The organism is Nonomuraea sp. B12E4, assembly GCF_039871825.1.
Classification (GTDB): domain Bacteria; phylum Actinomycetota; class Actinomycetes; order Streptosporangiales; family Streptosporangiaceae; genus Nonomuraea.
Window position 1 is genome coordinate 1,077,212 of the sequence record NZ_JBDPME010000001.1, and the last position, 19,794, is coordinate 1,097,005.

A 19,794-nucleotide genomic window follows, 5' to 3' on the forward strand; every position below is an offset into this window, starting at 1 on the left:
AGCACGGGACTTGGCCGGTTGGCCGTCTCTGACATCGCCGGATCCTGCGTCCGTGACGGAGCGTGACTTCGTCCACACAGCCAGGTGCAGGGCCGTCGGTCCGTCGAGTCGGGGCACCCCAGCCGGGCGGGGGGTTGGACCCGGGACGGGCCCGGGAGCCCAGTAGACAACGGAATTCCGCGCTCGCCGCCGACGAGACGGGTCCGGTCCGAAGGGTTTCCGGGCCCTCTTCCCGCTCTCGTGCGCAGGACCGCCATTGCGCCGGGTGGTCCCGTCCGTCGCGGGATCACCCTCGCGCCCCGTTCTTCCCGGGCGCCGCCGCTTCGGATCTCGCGGCCGCCACGCCGGGGTCCGGGGCGTCGTGCTGGCTTGAGCGCGGCTGCGGGGCGGTAGCGTTTTCGCAAGCAGCCTGCGAGATCGGCGAGGAGACCCCGGAGTGGTTCAGGACCGAACGAGCCTACCGCCCACGCCCGGGCGCGACTCGGGCACCGCCATATCCCCCACCCCCCTTCCGGGCGGCGACGTCACGCCCTCGTCTCCGGCCGCCGGCGCATCGGACCTCTCCGGCGGGCCGGCTGTCCCGCCTGCCGAGCACGACGGGCCTCCTTCCGCACCGGCGAACGGCACCTCTCACGGCGAATCGCCCACTCCGTCCACGGACACCCCGTCCGGCGCGGACTCGCCCGATCCGGCGGTGAATGGCACGTCCGGCGGGGAAACGCCCGCGAACGGCACATCACCCGGCGATCTCGCCGCCGCCCTGACCGGAACCGCGGCAGGGTCCACGCCCGATGCGACCGGGGTCGAGCCGGACGCGGACGGGTCGGCGACGCCGGGGACCCCGAAAGGGAGGGGAACGGCGGGCGCTTCCGGGTCCGGGGCGCCGCAGGAGTCACGGTGGGTGCTGCCGGCCCGGATGGTGGCGGGGGTCGCCGGCGGGGTGGTCCTTTACACCGCGTTCCCGCCGCTCGGCTGGTGGTCGTGCGCGCCGCTCGGCATCGCCCTGATCGTCGCGTCCCTGTACGGCACCCGCCCCAGGCGGGCCGCCTGGCTCGGCTACCTGAGCGCCGTGGCGTTCCTGCTGCCGACCGTCGCCTGGGTGCGGACGATCGGCGACGACGTCTGGCTCATGTTGGTCGGCGTGGAAAGTCTCTTCTACGCCGCCATGGCCGCGCTGGCGGCCCTGGTGTTCAGGCTGCCCGCCTGGCCGGTGTGGTTCGGCGGGCTGTGGGTGGCCATGGAGTGGGCCCGGGGCCTGGTGCCCATCGGCGGGTTCCCCTGGGCGAGGGTGGCCTTCAGCCAGGGCGAGACGCTGTTCACCTCATATGCGGCGCTCGGCGGCGCGCCGCTGGTGTCGTTCGCCGTCGTCCTGTGCGGCGCCCTGATGGCCTGTGCCGTCCTGCGCCGCCGGACCGCATCACGTGCCACCGCATCGGAGAGCGAGGCCGGGCCGGCCGGTGTCGCCTCCGCCGTGGTGCGCAGGGCGGTCCCCGTGGCGCTGGCCCTGGCCATCCCGGTGCTGGGCCTGACGGTCCCCAGGCCGGGCGACGAGGGGCGGACGATCAACGTCGGCATCGTGCAGGGGAACGTCCCCGGCCGGGGCATGTACGTCCTGGGCGACGAGCCCGCCGTCGTCCTGCGAAACCATGCCAACGAGACGAAACGGCTGGCCCAGGCCGTACGCGAGGGCAAGCTCCCCAAGCCCGACATCGTCGTCCTGCCGGAGAACTCGACCGACATCGACCCCTACCGCGACGAGTACGCCAGCCAGGTCATCTCCGACTCCGTCCGGGACGTGGGCGTGCCGACGCTCGTCGGGGCCGTGGTGGCGATCGGCACCGACCGGCGCGCCACCCGCAGCCTCGTGTGGGACCCGGTGAGCGGGCCGGGCGCCTATTACGACAAGCAGCGCCTGGTGCCGTTCGGGGAGTACACGCCGTTCAAGGACATCGTGCTGGCGCTGTGGGAGCGGGCCGGCCTGGTCGGCAGGCAGTCGGTGCCCGGCGACAAGCCGGGCGACCTGAAGATGGGGCCCGTCACGATCGGCGCGGTCAACTGCTATGAGGTGGCCTACGACGACACGGTGCGCGACACCGTGCGGGCCGGGGGCACGCCGCTGGTGGTGCAGACCAACAACGCCACCTACGCCGAGTCCAATCTGCCGCCGCAGCAACTGGCCATGTCCCAGATCCGCGCCGTCGAGCACAACAGGGCCGTCGTCACCGCCGCCACCACGGGAATCTCCGCATATGTCACACCTGACGGTAAGGTCTCCTGGCAGACCCGCGAACTCGTGGCCGACATGAACGTGGTCAAGGTGCCCGTACGCACTCAGGAAACGATCGCCACGAGGGTGGGCGCGCTTCCTGAGTGGGCATTGATGATGATGGGAGCGGCGGCGGTAGGAGTCGCCGTGTGGCGTGGCAGGCGGCGAGGCGACCGGATGAGGAACGACTGATGATGGAGACTCTCGGCCGGGTGCTCGTCGTCGTGCCCACCTACAACGAGCGGGACAATCTGCCCATGATCGTCGAGCGGATCCGCGCCGCCGTGCCCGAGGCCCACATCCTCGTGGCCGACGACGACAGCCCCGACGGCACCGGCCAGGTCGCCGACGAGCTCGCCGCCGACGACCACGTCCACGTCCTGCACCGGCCGGGCAAGCAGGGGCTCGGGGCCGCCTACATCGCGGGGTTCCGGTGGGGGCTGGAGGAGGGCTACGACGTGCTGGTCGAGATGGACGCCGACGGCTCCCACCAGCCCGAGGAGCTGCCCAAGCTGCTGGAGGCGCTGGCCGACGGCGCCGACCTGGCGATCGGCTCCCGCTACGTGCCCGGCGGCAAGGTCGTCAACTGGCCGCACCGGCGCGAGCTGCTGTCCAAGGGCGCCAACATCTACACCCGGGTCATGCTCGGGCTCCCGGTGCGCGACGCGACCGCCGGGTTCCGTGCCTACCGGGCCGCCACGCTGGAGAAGGTGGGGCTGTCGGGGGTGGAGTCGCAGGGCTACTGCTTCCAGGTCGACCTCACCCTGCGCACGTCCAGACACGGGTTGCGGGTGGTGGAGGTGCCGATCACGTTCGTCGAACGTACGGTGGGCAAGAGCAAGATGAGCGGCAAGGTCATGTCCGAGGCGCTGTGGCGGATCGGCATGTGGGGCGTTACGGGCCTGCCCAAGCGCCTGCGCGGCGGCGGCCGCGACTGACCCGCCCCCGCCCGGGTCTGCGCGGTGGGGGCCGCGAGGAGCCTCGGGCGCCGGCGCCGACGCGATGGCGGCCGAGCCCGCCCGGCTGCGCCTGCGCGGCGGCGGTTGCGACCAGCCTCGGGCGCCGGCTCCTGTCGCGTGGGAGCGCCGCGGTGGATCAGCTCCGGGCGCGATGATCTCCGCCGGCCCGGGGAGTGGCCCCGGGGGTTCGGTGTCCGGCGGAACGCTTGACGGTCGCCGGGCGTTGTTCCTGCTGTAACGCGCGTGTGCGGAATCGAGGGAAACGATGCGGCTCCTGCTCTTCCTGGCCTTTCTGGTCGTGCCCGTCCTGGAGATCTGGCTGCTGATCCAGATCGGCTCGGTGATCGGCGGGCCTCTGACCGTGGCCCTGCTCATCGCCGACAGCGTGCTGGGCGCCTGGTTGGTCCGCCGGGAGGGACGCCGGGCGTGGCGGGCGCTCCAGGAGGCCTTGCAGTCCGGCCGGATGCCCGACCGCGAGCTGGCCGACGGCGGTCTGGTGCTGGTGGGCGGCGCGCTGCTGCTGACACCGGGGTTCTTCACCGACGTGTTCGGGTTCCTGTGCGTGCTGCCGTTCACCCGGCCGTTGATGCGGCGGCTGGGGGCGTGGTTCTTCGACCGCAGGGTCAAGAAGATGGCGGCGGCCTCACCGTACGCGAACCTGTTCCCGCCGCGGCCGGACGACACCGTCGACGCTCACGCCGGTCATCCTGGTCAGGGCGGTCGTGTGGTGCACGGCGAGGTCATCCGCGAGGACCGCGAGCCCTGACCCACGTTGTGGGTGCCTGATCAGTCCGGCGCGCCCATGGAGGGCGGGCCTCGCGGGCAGAGCAAAACCCCCGGGCGCGAGCCCGGGGGTTTTCACCGTGCGAGATGTCAGGCGCTCTTACGACGCTGAGCCCGCAACACCGCGAGCCGCTCGTTGAGCACCTCCTCAAGGTCTTCGATCGACCGCCGCTCCAGGAGCATGTCCCAGTGTGTCCGCGGCGGTTTCGTCTTCTTGGACTCCGGCTGCTCGCCGTCCACGCGCACCGCTGTCGCGCCGCACATGCGGCACTCCCAGGTGGCGGGGATCTCAGCCTCGGCGGCAAGCGGAACCTCGAAGTGATGGCCCTTGGGACAGGTGTAGGACACCTCCTGGCGCGGGGCCAGATCCGTGTTACGGTCATTCTCGTAGCTGGTTGCCCCGAGCCGGGTGCCACGAAGCGCGCGCTCGCCCATGTCTAAATGCCTCCTACAGGGCCCCCTTGCGTGGGGGGTCTGTCTCCCACGGTGTCTAACGCTTGGTACCGTGATGGGATTCCCACCCGCGGGGTGATCCAATCGCGCTTGGGCCGTCGGTTCTTCGGGCGCCCTCCGAATGGCGCACGGTCCTGCGGTAACGCGGTCCAAGAGATCCGCGCGGCCGGCGCCGACACTCCTCAGAGATTCGCCATGGCCGGATTTCCGCGGCGTTTCGCCGCCGGCAGAACCACCGCCAGCCAGAGGCAGCCGATCAGTACGAGGCCGCCGTGGACGATCCGGAGCGGGTACGGGCCGAAGAACTGCGGGATGTAGAGCAGGAATCCCAGGGCCGCGATCGTCCCGCTGCTCCTGGGCAGGATGCCGGTGCGCCAGATGGAGATCGCGGCCATGACCGGTCCGGCGGCGAGCAGGACGAGGCCGACGCCGAACATGGTGATCGCGACGGGACCGTACCTGACGTCCTGGACCATCTCCATCAGCGCGGGAGCCTGGTCGCTCAGGGAACGCCGGGCGATCACGTTCAGGCCGAAGTCCTCGGCGCCGTAGAACGGCAGGATCAGACCCGTCCCGGCCCAGGTCACGACGGCGGCGCGCAGCGACAGGCGGTCGCCGAGCACCTGGTGCAGGCCGAGCACCGCCAGGCCGAGCAGGACGAAGCCGAGCATCGCGGCGGCGTGCCCGGCGACCCAGCCGGGGGAGGCCATGGCGACGGCGTCGTCACCGGAGGGGCGGATGGCGGGGTAGGCGAGGAAGAGGACCCCGCTCGCGGCGAAGGCCGCGGCTGCCGGCCGTGAGGGGGCCGTGGGGGCTGGTAGTTTAGGCATCGGTGCTCCTTGGAGAGGGCGTCGCTCCGTTATGTGAGCAATGCTCTCGCCATGGTGTGCCTCATGTCAAGAGCGCCGCTCTCGCTTTGGAACGACGATCGCGCCCAGCCTCGGCGGCGGCCCGTTCGACGCCGGTGGGCCGCCGCGTGGCCCGTTCCCGCTCCGGCGCCTCCTCTCGTAGCCGGCCTCGCCCGGGTGTCCGGGCGAACGCGTCCGGGCCGGTCCGGGATGCGCCTCAGTCGCGCGCTGGTGGCCGCGCGTGCCGCCACCCACAGCCGAGGCCGGCTTGCCCGGTCGTGGGTGGCGTGGGAGGTGTTGCAGGCGCTAGTGAGGGCGGCGGAGGGACAGGAGGGGGACCAGGGTCCTGTCGCCGAGCCTGGTCATCGCCGCCAGTGGCTTGACGGCGGCGCCGACCAGCAGGGGGAGGCCCGGCTTGCCGGTCGCCCGGGCGAGGTCGGGGCCGAGTGCGGCCATCATCGCGGTCAGCGCGGGCAGCGGCCGGATCCACATGGTGATGTCCCTGATCAGCCCGTCGTCGTCCAGGTGAACGAGCGCCGCCTCGTGGAGCTCCATCCGGCCCAGCAGCGCGGTGGCCGTCAGCGCCCGCGTGCGGTCGTCGCCGACATCGGTCTGGTAGCGCATCCGGGACAGGACGCGGAACACGCTCGCGAACAGTTCCCGGACCTGCTCCTTGCCTTGGAAGGAGGCCGTGCCGCTGAGGGGGGAGTGGAAGGTCACGTCGTCGGAGAGCGTGGCGATGAGGGCGTCGAGGTCATGGGCCTCGCCCGCCTGCCGGTACGCCAGGGTAGGTGAGTCCTGAATGTGAACCGTCATGAGTTCACTTTAGCAACCCACTATCCTGGGTCCATGAACAGGTTCGGTGAGATGCACTGCTCCATCGCCCAGGCCGTCGGCATCCTCGCCGAGCCGTGGACCCCGCTGATCCTGCGCGACCTGTTCCTGGGCGTGCGCAGGTTCGACGACCTGGCGCAGGACCTCGGGATCTCGCGCAACCTGCTGGCCCGCCGCCTGGAGCACCTGGTCGCGGCCGGGGTGGTGGAAAAGCGGCCCTACCAGGAGCGCCCGGTCCGCCACGCATACGTGCTCTCCGAGGCGGGCCGCGACGTCGTGCCCGCACTGATCACCCTGATGGCCTGGGGCGACCGCTGGTCCACGCCGCCGGGCGGCCCGCCCGCGCTCCTGGTGCACTCCTGCGGTGAGCTCTTCACCCCGGTCGTGACCTGCCCGCACTGCGGCGGGGAGGCCACCGCGGACACGGTGACGGCCGTCCGGGGCCCCGGCGCGGCCCAGGGCCCCGGCACGATGGTCCTCGCCGCGGCGGCGGAGCCCCCGGCGGGGTGATCAAACCCGCGGCCGGATCCGCCGGATCGGTCAGATCCGTTCCGGCACCTCGTTGCCGGCCGCCCGGATGGCCCGCGGCAGGTTCGTCAGGGCCAGCAGGACGAAGCCGATGACGAAGAAGATGACCATGGAGACGATGGCCAGCCGGTAGCTGTTGGTGAGCTGCAGCGCGATCGTGACCGTCAGCGAGCCGATGAACGCCGACCCCTTGTCGCTGATCTGGAGCAGGCTGAAGTACTCGGCCTCCCGCCCCTTCGGGATCACCTGCGAGAACAGCGACCGTGACAGCGCCTGCGTGCCGCCCAGCACGATCGCGATCGCGAACGCCATCAGGTAGAACTGCAGCGCCTGCCCCTCGGCGACGAACAGGGCCGTCGTCACGATCCCCGTCCACAGCACCAGGCTCGCCAGCACCGTACGCTTCGTCCCGAAGCTACGCGCCAGCCGCCCGAGCGCCAGCGCCCCGAAGAACGCCACGAACTGCACCATCAGGATCGCGCCGATCTGCACGGTCTGGTCGAGCTTGAGCGCCTCGGAGGCGAAGGCCGCGCTGTTGCCGATGACCGTCTGCACCCCGTCGTTGTAGACCAGGTACGCCACCAGGAACAGCAACGTCAGCGGATAGCGCCGCAACTCGGCCAGCGTACGGCCGAGCTGGCGGAAACTGCCTCCGACCGACCGCAACGCCGTCGTCTCGTGCGCCGGCACGGGCCGGTTGCGGAGCCGCAGCAGCGGGACGATCGTGAACGTCGCCCACCACAGACCCGCCGACATCATGCAGATCCGCACCGCCATGCTCTCGGTCAGCCCCAGGCTCTCGTGCTGCAGGAAGAGCACGAGGTTGAGGGCCAGCAGCAGGCCGCCGCCGAGATAGCCGATGGCCCAGCCGCGCGAGGACACGTCATCGCGCTCCCGCGGGGTGGAGATCTGCGGCAGGAACGAATCGTAGACCACGATCGAGGAGCCGTAGGCCAGGTTGGCCACGACGAACAGGACGCCGCCCAGCAGGTAGCGGTCGCCCTCGACGAAGAACAGCGCCATCGCGGCCAGCGCGCCGACATAGGCGAAGCCGCCGAGCAGCTCCCGCTTGCGGCCGGTGTGGTCGGCCAGCGCCCCCACGATCGGCAGGATCACGATCTGCAGCAGCACCGCGACCGTCGTGATCAGCCCGAAGTACGCGACCGGCCTGATGTCGGCGCCCAGCACGTCCACGTACCCGAGCCCGGGGTTGTCGGCGACCAGCCGGTCGAAGTCGGCCACGCACCGGTCGGCGGCCATCCCCGGGAAGTCCTGGGCGCAGGAGGCGGTCTTGGCGACCGGGATGAGGTACGGGCCCAGGAAGACCGAGATGATCGTGGTGTAGAAGGCGGAGTTGGCCCAGTCGTAGAAGTACCAGCCGCGCTGCTCGCGCCGGCGGGCCGAGGGCGAGTCGTCGAGGGCCGCGGGGGGTGCGGTTACCGGCATGATGTCGTGTCGCTCCTGTACGGCCGTGCGGCCGTGATCTCGGTACGGCCCTGCGGCCGTGTCCTGGGGGGTCGCTGCTACGCGGCCATCCGGCCGGGGTGCCACTGGTCGCGGCGCGTCAGCACCTCGCGCAGGCCGGTGACGTTGTCGGTCATGACACCGTCCACGCCCAGGTCGAGCAGGCGCTCCATGCGGACGGGGTCGTTGATGGTCCACACGTGCACCTGCATGCCGATGGCGTGCGCCGTACGGATGAGGCGGCCGGTGGCCACGCGCAGGCCGCGGAAGCCCACCGGCACCTGCGCGCACGGGACGCCCGAGCGCGACAGGCGGGCCAGCAGGCGGCCGTAGCCGGAGGTGGTCGCGGCGGCGCGCAGGGCGGCCACGCCGCGCGGCCCGAGCGCCGAGCACACCTCCCGGCCCAGCGCCGCCCTGGCCAGCACGAGCCGCTCGTCGGAGAAGGAGGTCAGGCAGACGCGGTCGTAGGCGCCGGTACGCCTGATCACCTCGGCCAGCGGGGCGATGGCCGCCGCCTCCTTGACGTCGATGTTGAAGCGGATCTCCGGCCAGGTGCCGAGCAGGTCCTCCAGCAGCGGAATCTCGTGCACGCCGCCGATCCGGGCATCCCGCACCGCCCGGTAGGGCAGCTCGGAGATGCGGCCCCGCCGGTCGGTGACGCGGTCGAGGGTGTGGTCGTGGAAGGCGAGCAGCACGCCGTCGGCGGTGGCGTGCGCGTCGGTCTCCAGATAGGTGTAGCCGAGCCGGACCGCGCGCTCGAACGCCGCCGCGGAATTCTCCGCGCCCTCGGCGGCGCCTCCCCGGTGGGCGAAGGCCAGCGGGCCCGGGTGATCGAGAAAGGCGAATCGGCGGCTCAGCACGTCCTGAAGTATGCCCTTCGTGGGTGAACGCTGCGGTTACGAATCGGGGAGATTCTGCCACTCCTGGCGGCGCGTCTCGGCCAGCGCGATGGCCGCGGCCACCGCCACGTTGAACGAGCCGACCCGCCCGACCTGCGGGATGTAACAGGCCCCGTCCACGGCGTCGAGCAGCGCGGGGGAGCAGCCGTGGTCCTCGCTGCCCACCACCAGGCACACGTCGCGGCCCAGGCCGGCCCGGTGCAGCGGCACGGACCCGGCGGTCAGCTCGATGGCCAGGACCGTGTAGCCGCCCTCCCTGGCGGCCTTGACCGCCTCGACGGCCGGCACCGGCTCGTGCCAGGTGACCAGCCGCTCGGTGCCCAGCGCGGTCTTGCCCGCCTTGGGATTGGTCGGCGGGGTGGCGTTGCCGGCCAGCCAGATCTCGTCCACGCCGAACGCGGCCGCGCTGCGGAAGATCGAGCCGATGTTGAACGGGCCGGTGACCGACTCGATGATCAGGCCGAGGCGGTTTCCGGTGTTCCTGCGCCAGGTGCGGTTGAGCCGCTTGACGTCGGTGGGGCGAAGCTGCCTTCTCATCGGGTCACCTTCAGGATGCGGTAGGCGGCCCGGCTGGCCTCGCGGGAGGCCTGCCAGCCCTGCTCGCCGAGCCAGCGCTGCAGGGAGTCCGAGCCGAGGTGTTTCTGGACGACCAGGTAGGCGACGCCGTCGGGGGCCAGCCGCGTGAGCCACCTGGTGAGCATCTCGTGCAGAGCCTGCTTCCCAATGCGGATCGCAGGATTAGACCAGATGGCCCGAAATTTCACTTCATCTGGCACTTCATCGACATGCACTGACCTTACTTTGTCAAGGCGGGCGGCCTGGGCGTTCCGCGCGGTCAGCTCCAGGCTGCGCCGGTTGACGTCGACGGCCCACACCGTCGCCCCGGGCGCCCGGGTGGCCATGGTCAGCGCGATCGGCCCGTAGCCGCAGCCGAGGTCGAGCAGGTCGCCCTCCTGCGGCGGCGGCGGGACGCTCTCCAGCAGGACGCGCGTGCCCACGTCGACCCGCTCCGGCGAGAACACCCCGCTGTCGGTCTCCAGCCGCAGGTGCAGGTCGGGCAGGACCAGGTCGACCGAACCCGGCCTGCTCGCGGTCTTCGGCTGCTCGGAGAAGTAGTGGGCCACGTCGCCAAACGTTACGGGATGCGGGAACCGAACATGACCGCGGCGCCCGCCACCAGCAGCCCCGCCAGGATCGCGGCCACGATGAACCACTGGGTGATCTCCTGGTTGACCAGCTTGTAGCCGAGCGACGTGCCGATCTGCTCGTAGACCTCGCGCAACTCGCTGCCGGATTCGGCGGAGTAGGCCCGGCCGCTGGTGCCGTCGGACAGCGACTGCAGGGTCTGCTTGTTGACCGGCACGTTCACCGGCCTGCCGTCGATGCTGACAGTGCCCTCCTGGGTGCCGTACGCGATGGTGGAGACCGGTACGCGGGCCTGCTGGGCGGCCTCGATGGCCTCGTTCACCGACCTGCCGGAGGTGTTGTCGCCGTCGGACAGCAGCACGATGGCGGCCGGCGGCGGGTCGGTGGCGGCCTGCTGGTCGAACGAGCGCAGCGAGTCGAGCGAGTTGAAGACGGCCTCGCCGATCGCCGTGCCGGGGCGGGTGGTGAGGTTGCCGATGGCGGTCACCACGGCCTGGTGGTCGGTGGTGGGGGAGATGACCACGTTGGCGGAGCGGGCGAAGGAGACCACGCCGACGTTGAAGCGGTCGGGCAGCTCCTTGGCGAACGCCTGCGCGGCGGCCTTGGCGGCGCTGATGCGGTCGGGCTGCACGTCGTCGGCGTCCATGGACAGGGACACGTCCAGGGCGATCATGATGGTGGCGCGGTCGCGGGGGACGCGTACCTCGCTGGCGGGCTTGGCGGCGCCGACGACCAGCAGCGACATCATGAGGAGGAACAGGCCCGGCGCGACGTGCCGGCGCCAGCCGGGGCCGGCGGGGGCGACCAGGTCGAGCAGCGCCAGGTTGGTGAAGCGCACGGTGTAGCGGCGGCGCGCGAACATGGCCACGATGTAGCCCGCCACGAGCAGCAGCATGAGCACGAACAGCCACAACCAGCCGGGGGAAAGGAACGTCATGTGGCTCTCCGCTGGGCGAGGTGGCTCATGCGGCGCATGCGCAGCACGAACTGCGCCACGTCGAACACCCAGTCCCGGTCGGTGCGCAGCACCAGGTGGGCGATCCCGGCGCGGCGCAGGGCCCGGCGGGTGCCCTCGCGTTGTGCCGCGGCCGCCTCCGCGTATGCGTGCCGGACTTTGGGTGAAAGATGCACTTCGCGTACTTTCCCGGTCTCGGGATCGGCGAACGCGACCCGGCCGACGTCCGGCAGTTCGAGCTCGCGGGGGTCGATCACCTCGACCGCCAGCACCTGGTGGCGGGCGGCCAGCCGCCTGATGGGGCGTTCCCAGGGGCGTTCGGCCTCGGGGTCGAGATCGGGGTGGGCGTCGAGGAAGTCGGAGACGACCAGCCGCATGCCGCGCCGCCGCCGGCTGGCCGACAGGACCTCGATGCCCTCGGCCAGGTCGGGGGCGTCGGGGACGATCCGGCCGCGCGGGGCGTCCATGAGGGAGTGCAGCAGGCCGAAGAGGGCGGGGCGGCCGGTACGGGCGGGCATGCGGTGGATGAACTCGTCGTGCAGCACCAGCGCGCCGAACTTGTCGCCCATCCGGCTCGACAGGAACCCGATCGCGCCCACGGCGGCCACCACCAGGTCGCGCTTGTCGGTGTCGGCGGTGCCGAAGTCCATGCTGGGCGACAGGTCGGCCAGCGCCCAGGTCTCCAGTTCGCGGTCGGCGATCAGGTCGCGGACGTGGGGGACGGTGGTGCGCGCGGTGACGGCCCAGTCCATGCGGCGCACGTCGTCCTCCCCGGGCACGTAGACGCGGCTGTCGCCGGTCTCGCTCCCGGGGCCGGGCAGGAGCCCCTGGTGCACGCCGTGCAGCAGCCCGTCCAGCCGCCGGGTGACGGTCAGCTCCAACCGGCGCAGAGCCTGTTCGGCTGTGCTCATCTGCTGGTCACCGCCCTTCCCCGGCCATGTGGTGGTGCTCGGCCCCGGCGCTGGCATTCCGCTCGCGACGCCGGGTTCGTTCAGTGTGGTCAACGGTTCTGGTTCCAGACGACGAGGGGCGGGGGTACGGCGTGCAGGATCTGGCGGACGACCTGCTCGGGGTCGACGCCGTCGGCCAGGGCGTCGAAGGTGAGCATCAGCCGGTGCGACATGACGTCCACGGCCACGTCGCGTACGTCGTCGGGCAGCAGGTAGTCGCGTCCGCGCAGCAGGGCCAGCGCCCGGCCGGCGGCCACCAGGCCGAGCGTGGCCCGCGGGCTGACGCCGATCTCGACGGTTTCGACGAGGTCGGGGATGCCGTACTCGGCGGGGGCGCGGGTGGCCATGACCAGCCGTACCACGTAGTCGGCGACGAGCTGGTGCACCGAGACCTGCTCGGCCGCCTGCTGCAGCGCCAGCAGCTTGCCGGGGTCGAGCACCCGGTCGGGCACCGGCGGGGTGACGCTCATCCGGTGCAGGATCTCCAGTTCCTCGTGCGCGGTGGGGTGCGGCACGCGGACCCGGAACAGGAAGCGGTCGCGTTGCACCTCGGGCAGCGGGTAGACGCCTTCCGACTCGATCGGGTTCTGCGTGGCGAGCACGATGAACGGCTTGGGCAGCGGATGGGTGACCCCGGCGAGGGTGACCTGGCGCTCGGCCATCACCTCCAGCAGGGCGGACTGGACCTTGGCGGGGGCGCGGTTGATCTCGTCGGCCAGCAGGAAGTTGACGAACACGGGGCCGAGCTCGACATCGAACTTCTCGTTGGAGGGGTGGAAGACCCGGGTGCCGACGATGTCACTCGGCACGAGGTCGGGGGTGAACTGGATGCGGGCGAACGTACCGCCCACGACGGTGGCCAGGGTGGCGGCGGCGAGGGTCTTGGCGACGCCCGGGACTCCTTCGAGCAGGCAGTGCCCGCGCGCCAGCAAGGCCACGACCAGCCGTTCGACCATGTGGTCCTGGCCGACGATGACCCGCCGGACCTCGTCGAGACTCTGACGCAGCAGGGCTGCGTCGTTCCCCCCTGGCAACTCTTCGGCGACGCTCATGACGCCATTCCACCAAACGTGCCGCAAACGTGCACGACGCCACGTCTGTGCTTTCATGGCAAACGTGGCAAGTCCCCTGCAGTTCGGCGATCCGCCCCGGTTGGGGCCCTACGTGGTGCAAGCGCGCCTGCGGTCGGCGCCGGCCGGGTTCGTGTACCTGGGCCAGGGGCCCGACGGGCGCGCGGTGTCCCTGGGCCTGCTGACGCGCGGGGCCGCCTTCGACGCCGCGGCGCGCGAGCGTTTCGTCGCCGCGATCAAGGAGGCCGCCCCGGACGAGCGGTCCAGGATGCGCGGCTGGCTGGGCCGCGGCGGCCGGCCCCGGGGCGCGGTGCTGGACGGCACGCCCGAGGTGCTGGGGCACGACGCCGGGCACGCGCCGTGGGTGGCGGTCCCGTACGTGCCGGGCCGGCCGGGAGCCGAGTGGTTCCTGGAGCAGGTGATGGTGGGCGGGACGCTGATCGGGGAGGTGCACGGGCCGGACTTCGTGCCGTACTGGCTGACCGACCGCGCGCCGGCCCTGCCCAGACCGGCGCGCCGGCGCCCGCCGCTCACCGAGACGCGCCGGCGGGTGCTGCTGGCCGCGCTGGCGCTGGCGCTGCTGCTGGCCCTGGTGACGGCGATCCTGCTGCTGCTGTTGCTGGGCCGGAGCGACAGCCAGCCGCAGCCCGTGCAACTGCCGCCGACGGTGTTCGTGCCGACGCCGCCGCCGACGCCGCAGACTCCGGTGCCGTCGCCGTCGGACTCGCCGTCGCCCAGCGAGTCCGGGCCGGGATCGCCGGGCCGGTCGCCGGGGGACGACCCGGGCCAGGAGCCTCAGCTCTGACGAGGTTGTTCGATTTGAGTCTCCCCTTGCTGGAGACTTTAGCCTTCGCGGCATGGAGTTCATCGTTCACGACACGCTCACGGCGATGGCCGGGCTGCTCGCCCAACCGCTCGACCGGCGGCCCGGCGCGCTGCGGGAGATGCTGGAGCCGATGCGGCCGGCGATCCCGATGCCCGGCGACCTCATCGACATGCACCACGGCGGTGGCGGCTTCCGGGTCGACGCCGAGGACCCGCGTTACCTGCCCGCCGTCCAGCGCATGATCGACGCCGACGTGCTGGGGCAGGTGCGGCGGGAGCTGACCCGCGCCTCCGAGGCGCTGAGCGGGGCCAAGCAGCAGGACTCGCTGCGGGTCATGTTCGTGCTCGGCAACCCGGACAGCGAGCACCTGATGAAGGTGGGCGGCGGCTACTACGGGATGGGCACCTCGCCGGGCTGGCTCTACGTGCTGGCGTGGCCGTCCGACGAGGTGATCGGCCGGATCGCGCACTGCGCGGTGCACGAGTTCCACCACAACGTGCGCTACACCAACGTGGAGTGGAACCCGGCGACCTGGTCCGTGGGGGAGCACGTGGTGTCCGAGGGGCTGGCCGAGGCGTTCGTGCGGGAGCTGTCGGGACCTGAGGCGATGGGGCCGTGGTCGTCGATGGTGACGGGGGAGGCCCTGGAGGAGGCCCACCGGCTGATCATGGACGCCTTCGGCCTGGTAGGGATGCAGCACACGTCGGCGTACGTGCTGGGGGACACCGCGATGCGCAACTTCGGGCAGGAGCCGCGCGGCATTCCCGACATGGCGGGATACGGAGTGGGGCTGCGGCTCGTGGATCGCGTGCTGGCCGCCACCGGGCTGTCGGTGGAGGAGGCGACGCTGCTGCCGGCGGCGGAGCTGATGCGGCGTGCGGACGAGGCCAGGCAGGGGGAGACCTGGCCCGGCGCTTAGGGAGGCGCGGGGGCATGGGCGGGAACGGGGGCCGTTCCCGCCCACCGGCGTGTCGGAGGCCGGGGGTCCACTCTCATATTCGCGATCGCCTGTCGAGGGCCATTCGCTCTCGGTGGAATGCGCCCTTAGAGAAATGCGCCGCCAGCGAAAAGGTTCAGTAATTCGCGCCTTGCGGGTCTAGCGTTTTTCGCGGATATACCCGGTACAGAAAGGCGGCCGTCATGGCGGACAACAAGCACGCTGCCTGGCCAGACCAGCTCAGCCAGCGCCTGCTCAGGGAGCGCATCGTCGTCCTCGGACAGGAGGTCGACGACGAGATTTGCAACCGGCTCTGCGGAGAGCTCCTATTGCTGGCGGCCGAGGATTCCAAGCGCGACATAACGCTCTACATCAATTCCCCGGGCGGCAGCGTGCACGCGGGGATGGCGCTCTACGACATGATGAACTTCATTCCGTGTGACGTGGCGACGGTGGCGATGGGGTTCGCCGCCTCCATGGGGCAGGTGCTGCTGTCGGCGGGTGCCAAGGGCAAGCGCCACGCCCTGCCCAACGCGCGCATCGTGATGCACCAGCCGCTCGGCGGCATCGGCGGCTCGGCCAGCGACATCGCGATCCAGGCCGAGAACATGCTCTACACCAAGCGCAGGATCGCCGAGATCATCGCCCACAACACGGGCCAGCCGCTGGAGCGCATCCAGGAGGACTCCGATCGCGACCGCTGGTTCACCGCCCTGGAGGCCAAGGAATACGGGATCGTCGACCACATCTCCGAGAGGGTCAACTGACATGCCCGGACGTTACGTGCTGCCGTCCTTCACCGAGCGGACCTCGTACGGGATGAAGGAGACGACCCCGTACAACAAATTGTTCGAGGACCGGGTGGTCTTCCTGGGCACGCCGATCGACGACACCGTGGCCAGCGACGTGATGGCGCAGTTGCTCACGCTGGAGTCGCTCGACCCCGACCAGGACATCCACCTCTACATCAACTCGCCCGGCGGGTCGTTCACCTCGATGACCGCCATCTACGACACGATGCAGTTCGTCCGGCCGGAGATCCACACGGTCTGCATCGGTGAGGCGGCCTCGGCGGCGGCCGTCCTGCTGGCCGCGGGCTCCCCCGGCAAGCGGGCCGCCCTCCCGCGCGCCCGGGTCCTGCTCCACCAGCCGCACACGGAGGGCGGGCGCGGGCAGTCGAGCGACCTGGAGATCCACGCGCGGGAGATCCTGCGGATGCGGGACCAGCAGGAGGAGATCCTGTCCCGGCACACGGGGCGGGGGGTGCTGGAGATCAGGAAGGACATCGAGCGGGATCGCGTTTTCACGGCCGAGCAGGCGCGGACCTACCACCTGATCGACGACGTCTACGCCTCCAGAAAACGCACCCTCACCCCGACCCGCTGACCCGGCCCTCCGGCCCTGCCGCGTCGCCCCGGCCCGCCGGGGTGTGGATTGGGGCCGTGTGCGGCGGCGGGTGCGGCCCAGGGTCGCGTGCGGCGGCGGGTGGGGTCGAGGTCATGGGCGGCGGCGGGCGCGGTAGGCGCTGGCTTTGGCGCGGTTTTGGCAGGACAGGCCGCAGAAGCGGCGGGAGGCGTTGCGGGTGACGTCGAAGAAGACGAGGTCGCACGCGCCCGCCTCGCACGCCCGCAGCCGTTGTCCCTGCCCGACGCCGATCACCATGGCCAGCGCCGTGGCGGCGTCGGCGGCCCAGGCGTCCAGGAGGTCCGAGCCCGGCCGGTGGAAGGCCAGGATGGGCGGGTCGCCCCGCAGGTTGGGGACGGCTTGGTGACATGCCAGGGCCCGGTTGAGCGTGGCGGTCGCGTCCTGGGCCCCGGTGAAGGCGGGGCGCAACGCGGCGGCCACGTCTGCGAGCCGGTCGGCGTCGGCGGTGGTGAGCGCGTTCCAGGACCCAGCCTCGGGGAGGAGCGGCTGGCCCGGCTCGGGTCCCCCCTGCTCGGTGCGATCTTCGAGGCCGGGATGCTGCCGATGACGAGCACCCTCGGCATCGCCACCGTCAAGGCCCCCGATTAGCCTTGCGGCTCGACGGCGGTTCCGGCGGGCAACTCAGGCCCTGGGGAGCCGGTCACCGGGCGGTGGTGGGCTGCCAGAGGCTGATGCGGGTGCCCTGGTCGTCGGTGCAGGCGCAGCCGCGGCCCGAGGCGCTCTCGTACATGTCGCCGGCGCTGCCGCCGAGCTCGCGCACCCGCTCGGCCGCGGTGTCGACGTCGGGGACGCCGAAATACAGGTTCGGCTGGGAGGAGGGGCCGTCGGAGGTGAAGCCCATGGGCACGGACGTGTTGGTGACATGCAGGTAGGTCGCGTGCTTCCGGTCGAACTCCCAGCCGAACAGCCCTCCATAGAAGGCGGCTGCCCGGTCCAGGTCCGCCACGGACAGGGTGAAGTAGTGCAGCTCGACCGGCATGAGCGTACCTCCGCAATAATTGACGCTATCGTTAAGGATTAACACCCTAACGGAAGCAGGCAAATATTAACAATAGCGTTAATGACCTGGACGCGACGCTGGCCGCGCTCGCCGATCCGACCCGGCGCAAGGTGATCGACCTGCTGCGCGAAGGACCCCGCCCGGCCGGGGAGCTGGCGCAGGCGGTGCAGATGAGCGCGCCCGCCCTCAGCAGGCACCTGCGGGTGCTGCGGGCGGGCGGCCTCGTGCAGGCCGAGGCCGGCGGGGCCGACGCCCGCCTGCGCCTGTACACGCTGCGCCAGGAGCCGTTCACCGCCCTGCAGGCGTGGCTGGACCAGGTGCAGGCGTTCTGGGCCGAGCAGCTCGGCTCGTTCAAGGAGCACGTGGAGCGCCGGCCATGAGCCCGGCCATGAGCCCGGCAATGAGCTCCGTGCAGGCCAGCGTCACCGTGCCGGTCGATCCCGCGACCGCGTTCCGGATCTTCACCGACGAGATCGACCACTGGTACGTCCGCGGCCGTCACAGCTGGGTTGACCCGGACCGCGCCGTGGGCATCCGGTTCGAGGACGGCTACCTGCGCGAGGTGTGGTCCGACGGCGGCCACGTCGACACCGGCAGGGTCGTCGTCTGGGAGCCCCCGCACCGCCTCGTCTGGGCCGACCTGCTCAACCGCACCGGCCGGATGGAGATCGAGGTCGCCTTCAGCCCGGTCGAGGGCGGCACCGAGGTGCTGCTGGAGCATCGCGGCCTGGACACGCTGCCGCCGGACGTGGCCGCGCGGATCCGGCGCGGCTACTCCTGGAACATCGTCCTCGGCTGGTTCGCGGACCAGTGGCGGGAACGGGTCTAGCGGCGGCCGTATTTCTTGTGCACGGCCTGCTTGCTCACCCCGATCGCGTTGGCGATCTGCGCCCAGGCGAGCCCGGCCACCCGGGCCCGCCGCACCTGGACCGCCTCCAGGCGCTCGATCTCGTGGCGCAACGCGGTGGTGGCGTGCAGTGCCAGCAGCGGATCGTCGTCCTGCGCCTGCCTCATCAGGGTCGCCAGGTCGTTCGTCATGCCCTAAAGGTAGTCCAGCAGCAGGGCGTTGACCTCCTCCGGGCGTTCGAGGGCGGGCAGGTGCCCGGCCCAGTCCAGCTCCACCAGCCGGGCGCGCGGCAGCGTGCCGGCCAGATGCCGGGCACTGGCCACGAAGGAGAACAGGTCGTGCGCCCCGGCCACCACCAGCGCGGGCACGTCGATCGCCGGCGGCTCCCGCTCGACCCGCTCGGGCTCCGGATCCGCGGCGAGCTGCACCTCGAACGCGTGCCGCTGCATGGCCACCAGCCGCTCCCAGGCCGCCCGGGACGCCTCGGGGCCGAGCAGGGTGCGCGCGTTCAGCTCGGCGGCCCCCTGGATGTCGCCCAGTTCGAGCAGCCGCGCCTCCTCCTTCCAGTACGCCCGCACATCCGCCGTCGGCTCCAGCGCGGAGACCGGGTTGAGCAGCACCAGGCGGTCGGCGAGCCCGTCGGCGGCCAGCTCCAGCGCGGCCTGGCCGGCGCCCGACGACGCCACCACGGCCGCCCGGCTCACGCCCAGCCCGGCCAGCACCTCGGCCACGTCACCCGCGTCGCTGTACGGGCCGTCCGCCTGGAACGGCGTGCGCCCGTATCCGCGGAAATCCACTTTGATCACCCGGAAGCGCCCGGCCAGGGCGTCCCACTGCGCGTCCCACATGCCGGAGTCGGCCGCCGACGAGTGCAGCAGCACCACCGGCTCACCCGTGCCCCGCTCGGCGTGCCAGATCGTCATTTCGAATCCACCACCAGCCGTACGCCCAGCCCGATCAGCACCACGCCCGAGATCTGCTCCAGCCGCCGCCGGACCGCCGGCCGGCCGAGCCACGCCTTGGCCCTGGCGACCGCCCAGATGAGCAGCCCGTACCAGAGCAGGTCCACCAGCACCCACACCAGGGCCAGCGTCACCAGCGTCAGCGGCACGCTCTGCCCCGGCGGGACGAACTGCGGCAGGAACGACATCGCGAACACCCCCGCCTTCGGGTTGGCCAGGCACGTCCCGACACCCGCCAGGTACGGCCCGCGCCAGCCCGCCACCGCCTCGCCCTCGGGCGGCTGCGGCGCCCCCTTGCGCGCCTGCCACAACGACTGTGCCCCCATCACCACCAGCACGACGGCGCCCGCGACGCGCATGACGTCGTAGGCCAGCTCCGAGGCCACCAGCAACGCCGACAGGCCGAACGCCGCCGCCAGCCCCCACGCCAGGATCCCGGTCTCGTTGCCCAGCGTGGCGGCCAGGCCCGAACCCCGGCCGGCGCGCAGGGTCTGGCGCAGGATGATGGCGGTGCTGACGCCGGGCACCATGGCCACCAGCACGCACGCGCCCATGAACGCAAAGAGATACATGCGCGGCATCGTGACAGAACCGCGCCGGAATCTCGCCTGATTTACCGGAGGTCCGTTTCGCCGGAGGTCT

The 19,794-nt window shown here is 71.6% G+C and carries 24 protein-coding genes and 1 pseudogene; 10 read left to right on the forward strand and 15 right to left on the reverse strand.

Annotated features, from left to right (window positions below):
• Window positions 1–901 precede the first annotated feature (901 nt).
• The 3 genes from lnt to ABGB18_RS05000 all read left to right on the forward strand — a co-directional run bounded on the left by lnt (window position 902) and on the right by ABGB18_RS05000 (window position 3,991).
• Window positions 902–2,458 carry an apolipoprotein N-acyltransferase gene (gene lnt, locus ABGB18_RS04990; RefSeq protein ID WP_347694124.1) on the forward strand — a complete coding sequence of 519 codons (1,557 nt, stop codon included), beginning with the start codon at window positions 902–904 and terminating at the stop codon, window positions 2,456–2,458.
• Window positions 2,458–3,204 (forward strand): polyprenol monophosphomannose synthase, encoded by a 747-nt coding sequence (locus tag ABGB18_RS04995; protein WP_347694125.1) that lies wholly within the window; start codon window positions 2,458–2,460, stop codon window positions 3,202–3,204. The genes lnt and ABGB18_RS04995 overlap by 1 nt, the downstream gene beginning before the upstream one ends.
• Window positions 3,205–3,490: 286 nt before the next feature.
• Window positions 3,491–3,991 carry an FxsA family protein gene (locus ABGB18_RS05000; RefSeq protein ID WP_347694126.1) on the forward strand — a complete coding sequence of 167 codons (501 nt, stop codon included), beginning with the start codon at window positions 3,491–3,493 and terminating at the stop codon, window positions 3,989–3,991.
• A 107-nt stretch (window positions 3,992–4,098) separates the two neighbouring features.
• On the opposite strand, the gene ABGB18_RS05005 is transcribed toward ABGB18_RS05000, so the two are convergent.
• The 3 genes from ABGB18_RS05005 to ABGB18_RS05015 all read right to left on the reverse strand — a co-directional run bounded on the left by ABGB18_RS05005 (window position 4,099) and on the right by ABGB18_RS05015 (window position 6,125).
• The gene (locus ABGB18_RS05005; RefSeq protein ID WP_090931221.1) at window positions 4,099–4,443 is read right to left on the reverse strand and encodes an RNA polymerase-binding protein RbpA; all 345 of its coding nucleotides are present in this window, start codon (window positions 4,441–4,443) and stop codon (window positions 4,099–4,101) included.
• A gap of 200 nt (window positions 4,444–4,643) precedes the next feature.
• Window positions 4,644–5,291 (reverse strand): hypothetical protein, encoded by a 648-nt coding sequence (locus tag ABGB18_RS05010; protein ID WP_347694127.1) that lies wholly within the window; start codon window positions 5,289–5,291, stop codon window positions 4,644–4,646.
• 324 nt (window positions 5,292–5,615) lie between these two features.
• Window positions 5,616–6,125 carry a nuclear transport factor 2 family protein gene (locus ABGB18_RS05015; RefSeq protein ID WP_347694128.1) on the reverse strand — a complete coding sequence of 170 codons (510 nt, stop codon included), beginning with the start codon at window positions 6,123–6,125 and terminating at the stop codon, window positions 5,616–5,618.
• A gap of 33 nt (window positions 6,126–6,158) precedes the next feature.
• Here ABGB18_RS05015 and ABGB18_RS05020 point away from each other — a divergent pair, with 33 nt between their 5' ends.
• A complete protein-coding gene (locus ABGB18_RS05020; protein WP_347694129.1) occupies window positions 6,159–6,653 on the forward strand; it encodes a helix-turn-helix domain-containing protein in 495 nt (164 codons plus the stop codon).
• Between the two features lie 30 nt (window positions 6,654–6,683).
• Here the strand turns inward: ABGB18_RS05020 and ABGB18_RS05025 are convergent, their stop codons facing one another.
• The 7 genes from ABGB18_RS05025 to ABGB18_RS05055 all read right to left on the reverse strand — a co-directional run bounded on the left by ABGB18_RS05025 (window position 6,684) and on the right by ABGB18_RS05055 (window position 13,137).
• A complete protein-coding gene (locus ABGB18_RS05025) occupies window positions 6,684–8,117 on the reverse strand; it encodes an MFS transporter (RefSeq protein WP_347694130.1) in 1,434 nt (477 codons plus the stop codon).
• Window positions 8,118–8,194: 77 nt separating this feature from the next.
• A complete protein-coding gene (locus ABGB18_RS05030) occupies window positions 8,195–8,995 on the reverse strand; it encodes a glycerophosphodiester phosphodiesterase (RefSeq protein ID WP_347694131.1) in 801 nt (266 codons plus the stop codon).
• Window positions 8,996–9,031: 36 nt separating this feature from the next.
• Window positions 9,032–9,571 (reverse strand): TrmH family RNA methyltransferase, encoded by a 540-nt coding sequence (locus ABGB18_RS05035; RefSeq protein ID WP_347694132.1) that lies wholly within the window; start codon window positions 9,569–9,571, stop codon window positions 9,032–9,034.
• Window positions 9,568–10,158, reverse strand: a complete 591-nt coding sequence (locus tag ABGB18_RS05040) for a methyltransferase (protein ID WP_347694133.1) — start codon at window positions 10,156–10,158, stop codon at window positions 9,568–9,570. The genes ABGB18_RS05035 and ABGB18_RS05040 overlap by 4 nt, the downstream gene beginning before the upstream one ends.
• Before the next feature lie 11 nt (window positions 10,159–10,169).
• On the reverse strand, window positions 10,170–11,117 hold the full coding sequence (locus ABGB18_RS05045; protein WP_347694134.1) for a VWA domain-containing protein: 948 nt from the start codon (window positions 11,115–11,117) through the stop codon (window positions 10,170–10,172).
• Window positions 11,114–12,046 carry a DUF58 domain-containing protein gene (locus ABGB18_RS05050; RefSeq protein ID WP_347694135.1) on the reverse strand — a complete coding sequence of 311 codons (933 nt, stop codon included), beginning with the start codon at window positions 12,044–12,046 and terminating at the stop codon, window positions 11,114–11,116. Before ABGB18_RS05050 ends, ABGB18_RS05045 begins: the two co-directional genes overlap by 4 nt.
• Before the next feature lie 89 nt (window positions 12,047–12,135).
• Entirely contained in the window at window positions 12,136–13,137 is a 1,002-nt protein-coding gene (locus tag ABGB18_RS05055) for an AAA family ATPase (RefSeq protein WP_347694136.1), read from the reverse strand.
• A 55-nt stretch (window positions 13,138–13,192) separates the two neighbouring features.
• On the opposite strand from ABGB18_RS05055, the gene ABGB18_RS05060 reads away from it, so the two are divergent.
• The 4 genes and pseudogenes from ABGB18_RS05060 (at window position 13,193) to ABGB18_RS05075 (ending at window position 16,304) form a co-directional block, all read left to right on the forward strand.
• The gene (locus tag ABGB18_RS05060) at window positions 13,193–13,960 is read left to right on the forward strand and encodes a hypothetical protein (protein WP_347694137.1); all 768 of its coding nucleotides are present in this window, start codon (window positions 13,193–13,195) and stop codon (window positions 13,958–13,960) included.
• Window positions 13,961–14,012: 52 nt separating this feature from the next.
• On the forward strand, window positions 14,013–14,900 hold the full coding sequence (locus tag ABGB18_RS05065) for a DUF2268 domain-containing putative Zn-dependent protease (protein WP_347694138.1): 888 nt from the start codon (window positions 14,013–14,015) through the stop codon (window positions 14,898–14,900).
• A 212-nt stretch (window positions 14,901–15,112) separates the two neighbouring features.
• A pseudogene (locus tag ABGB18_RS05070) lies at window positions 15,113–15,685 on the forward strand (ATP-dependent Clp protease proteolytic subunit); the annotation flags it as partial.
• A 1-nt stretch (window position 15,686) separates the two neighbouring features.
• On the forward strand, window positions 15,687–16,304 hold the full coding sequence (locus ABGB18_RS05075; protein WP_347694139.1) for an ATP-dependent Clp protease proteolytic subunit: 618 nt from the start codon (window positions 15,687–15,689) through the stop codon (window positions 16,302–16,304).
• 111 nt (window positions 16,305–16,415) lie between these two features.
• On the opposite strand, the gene ABGB18_RS05080 is transcribed toward ABGB18_RS05075, so the two are convergent.
• Both ABGB18_RS05080 and ABGB18_RS05085 read right to left on the reverse strand, forming a co-directional pair.
• Window positions 16,416–16,763: a CGNR zinc finger domain-containing protein gene (locus ABGB18_RS05080; protein WP_347694140.1), complete on the reverse strand. Its 348-nt coding sequence runs from the start codon at window positions 16,761–16,763 to the stop codon at window positions 16,416–16,418.
• A 220-nt stretch (window positions 16,764–16,983) separates the two neighbouring features.
• The gene (locus ABGB18_RS05085) at window positions 16,984–17,322 is read right to left on the reverse strand and encodes a VOC family protein (RefSeq protein ID WP_347694141.1); all 339 of its coding nucleotides are present in this window, start codon (window positions 17,320–17,322) and stop codon (window positions 16,984–16,986) included.
• A 98-nt stretch (window positions 17,323–17,420) separates the two neighbouring features.
• Here ABGB18_RS05085 and ABGB18_RS05090 point away from each other — a divergent pair, with 98 nt between their 5' ends.
• Window positions 17,421–17,723, forward strand: coding sequence for a metalloregulator ArsR/SmtB family transcription factor (locus ABGB18_RS05090; protein ID WP_347694302.1), 303 nt, complete (start codon window positions 17,421–17,423; stop codon window positions 17,721–17,723).
• 20 nt (window positions 17,724–17,743) lie between these two features.
• Window positions 17,744–18,172 carry an SRPBCC domain-containing protein gene (locus ABGB18_RS05095; protein ID WP_347694142.1) on the forward strand — a complete coding sequence of 143 codons (429 nt, stop codon included), beginning with the start codon at window positions 17,744–17,746 and terminating at the stop codon, window positions 18,170–18,172.
• Here the strand turns inward: ABGB18_RS05095 and ABGB18_RS05100 are convergent.
• From ABGB18_RS05100 to ABGB18_RS05110, 3 genes are read right to left on the reverse strand one after another with little or no spacing between them, the layout of a single operon-like run.
• Complete coding sequence (locus ABGB18_RS05100) at window positions 18,169–18,381, reverse strand: hypothetical protein (RefSeq protein WP_347694143.1); 213 nt, start codon at window positions 18,379–18,381, stop codon at window positions 18,169–18,171. The genes ABGB18_RS05095 and ABGB18_RS05100 overlap by 4 nt on opposite strands.
• 3 nt (window positions 18,382–18,384) lie before the next feature.
• Entirely contained in the window at window positions 18,385–19,113 is a 729-nt protein-coding gene (locus ABGB18_RS05105; protein WP_347694144.1) for an alpha/beta hydrolase, read from the reverse strand.
• Entirely contained in the window at window positions 19,110–19,724 is a 615-nt protein-coding gene (locus ABGB18_RS05110; protein ID WP_347694145.1) for a LysE family translocator, read from the reverse strand. Before ABGB18_RS05110 ends, ABGB18_RS05105 begins: the two co-directional genes overlap by 4 nt.
• Window positions 19,725–19,794: the final 70 nt, after the last annotated feature.

Excerpts from the sequence above, each read along its gene's own strand:
- ABGB18_RS04995 (WP_347694125.1), top strand. The coding sequence starts at position 2,458 with ATGATGGAGACTCTCGGCCGGGTGCTCGTCGTCGTGCCCACCTACAAC.
- ABGB18_RS05000 (WP_347694126.1), top strand. The coding sequence starts at position 3,491 with ATGCGGCTCCTGCTCTTCCTGGCCTTTCTGGTCGTGCCCGTCCTGGAG.
- ABGB18_RS05005 (WP_090931221.1), bottom strand. The coding sequence starts at position 4,443 with ATGGGCGAGCGCGCGCTTCGTGGCACCCGGCTCGGGGCAACCAGCTAC.
- ABGB18_RS05010 (WP_347694127.1), bottom strand. The coding sequence starts at position 5,291 with ATGCCTAAACTACCAGCCCCCACGGCCCCCTCACGGCCGGCAGCCGCG.
- ABGB18_RS05015 (WP_347694128.1), bottom strand. The coding sequence starts at position 6,125 with ATGACGGTTCACATTCAGGACTCACCTACCCTGGCGTACCGGCAGGCG.
- ABGB18_RS05020 (WP_347694129.1), top strand. The coding sequence starts at position 6,159 with ATGAACAGGTTCGGTGAGATGCACTGCTCCATCGCCCAGGCCGTCGGC.
- ABGB18_RS05025 (WP_347694130.1), bottom strand. The coding sequence starts at position 8,117 with ATGCCGGTAACCGCACCCCCCGCGGCCCTCGACGACTCGCCCTCGGCC.
- ABGB18_RS05035 (WP_347694132.1), bottom strand. The coding sequence starts at position 9,571 with ATGAGAAGGCAGCTTCGCCCCACCGACGTCAAGCGGCTCAACCGCACC.
- ABGB18_RS05045 (WP_347694134.1), bottom strand. The coding sequence starts at position 11,117 with ATGACGTTCCTTTCCCCCGGCTGGTTGTGGCTGTTCGTGCTCATGCTG.
- ABGB18_RS05050 (WP_347694135.1), bottom strand. The coding sequence starts at position 12,046 with ATGAGCACAGCCGAACAGGCTCTGCGCCGGTTGGAGCTGACCGTCACC.
- ABGB18_RS05055 (WP_347694136.1), bottom strand. The coding sequence starts at position 13,137 with ATGAGCGTCGCCGAAGAGTTGCCAGGGGGGAACGACGCAGCCCTGCTG.
- ABGB18_RS05060 (WP_347694137.1), top strand. The coding sequence starts at position 13,193 with ATGGCAAACGTGGCAAGTCCCCTGCAGTTCGGCGATCCGCCCCGGTTG.
- ABGB18_RS05065 (WP_347694138.1), top strand. The coding sequence starts at position 14,013 with ATGGAGTTCATCGTTCACGACACGCTCACGGCGATGGCCGGGCTGCTC.
- ABGB18_RS05075 (WP_347694139.1), top strand. The coding sequence starts at position 15,687 with ATGCCCGGACGTTACGTGCTGCCGTCCTTCACCGAGCGGACCTCGTAC.
- ABGB18_RS05085 (WP_347694141.1), bottom strand. The coding sequence starts at position 17,322 with ATGCCGGTCGAGCTGCACTACTTCACCCTGTCCGTGGCGGACCTGGAC.
- ABGB18_RS05095 (WP_347694142.1), top strand. The coding sequence starts at position 17,744 with ATGAGCTCCGTGCAGGCCAGCGTCACCGTGCCGGTCGATCCCGCGACC.
- ABGB18_RS05100 (WP_347694143.1), bottom strand. The coding sequence starts at position 18,381 with ATGACGAACGACCTGGCGACCCTGATGAGGCAGGCGCAGGACGACGAT.
- ABGB18_RS05105 (WP_347694144.1), bottom strand. The coding sequence starts at position 19,113 with ATGACGATCTGGCACGCCGAGCGGGGCACGGGTGAGCCGGTGGTGCTG.
- ABGB18_RS05110 (WP_347694145.1), bottom strand. The coding sequence starts at position 19,724 with ATGTATCTCTTTGCGTTCATGGGCGCGTGCGTGCTGGTGGCCATGGTG.